Origin of the sequence: Methanoculleus chikugoensis (genome assembly GCF_900095385.1) — an archaeon.
Classification (GTDB): domain Archaea; phylum Halobacteriota; class Methanomicrobia; order Methanomicrobiales; family Methanoculleaceae; genus Methanoculleus; species Methanoculleus chikugoensis_A.
Map to the genome: position 1 here is coordinate 1 of NZ_FMID01000032.1, position 970 is coordinate 970.

1 pseudogene is annotated in these 970 nt (G+C 62.6%); it reads right to left on the bottom strand.

The features are described from left to right. Window positions 1-45: 45 nt before the first annotated feature. A pseudogene (locus tag L21_RS06765) lies at window positions 46-970 on the bottom strand (PrsW family intramembrane metalloprotease); the annotation flags it as partial.

The following is a 970-nucleotide window of genomic DNA, read 5'->3' on the forward strand; positions in this document are numbered from 1 at the left end:
GCCCGAGGAGTTCTTTCTTCGCGATAAGGCCGATATTTCGTCTCTTCACAGGAGCGCCCCCATCAGGAAGTGGAGGTTGTAGAGACTGTGCACCGTGCACGCCGCGATGAGCCCCGGGCCGTAACCCTGCCGCCCCCAGAGCAGGAGGAAGCCGCCGGTGATGAGCACGCCCGTGATGTGGAGGAGGAGCGGCATCCAGAGCACCTGGAGGGAGAGGAAGAGGACGCTCCCGAAGATCGACTCGGTGATCTGGGCGAGCGTGGCGAAGAGGAGGAGTTTTTCGCCGACGAGGAACCCGGACCCGATCGCGACCGCCGCGAGGAGCAGGTTCCTCGGTGTCAGGAACCCGGGCCGCTCCCGTGCCACCGCGTAAAGCCCGATCGACTTCGCGAACTCCTCGATGAACGCCGCGGAGACGGTCAGGAGGACGAGGGAGAGCGGCATTGGGATGTTGAAGAAGAGGACGAGCGTCAGCATCTGGGCCATGAAGACAAACGGTATCGTGAAACCGGCGAGCAGGAAGAGCGAGAGGTGCGGGTGGTCGCGGCTGACCCCGGCCGAGACGAAGTCCGCGAGCCTTGAAGTGAGCGGCTTCTCTGAGAAGAGGCGCTCCTCGCGGAAGTTCGTGATGCCGACGTAGAAGAGGATGATGCTCGTTGCAAAGAAGAGCACGGTCGAGTAGACGTACTCCATGGCGGTGAACCCGTCGCCCTGGATATCGAGGACGACCAGGGTGAGGGGCGAGATGATGCTGATGACGTGGGTGTTCGCAAAGACCGTCGGGAAGAAGAGGTACGACGTGGCGAGGGTCGAGAAGAAGATCGAGACGAACGAGAGTTCCTTGAAACTCCGGGAGGCCATCCCGATGATCAGGGCGTTTGCGAGGAAGAAGAGGATGACCGGGACGAGCGGGAGGAGGATGGTGAGCGGCGCCCCGGCAAAGAGGGTGATCGCGGCGGCGATGAGGATC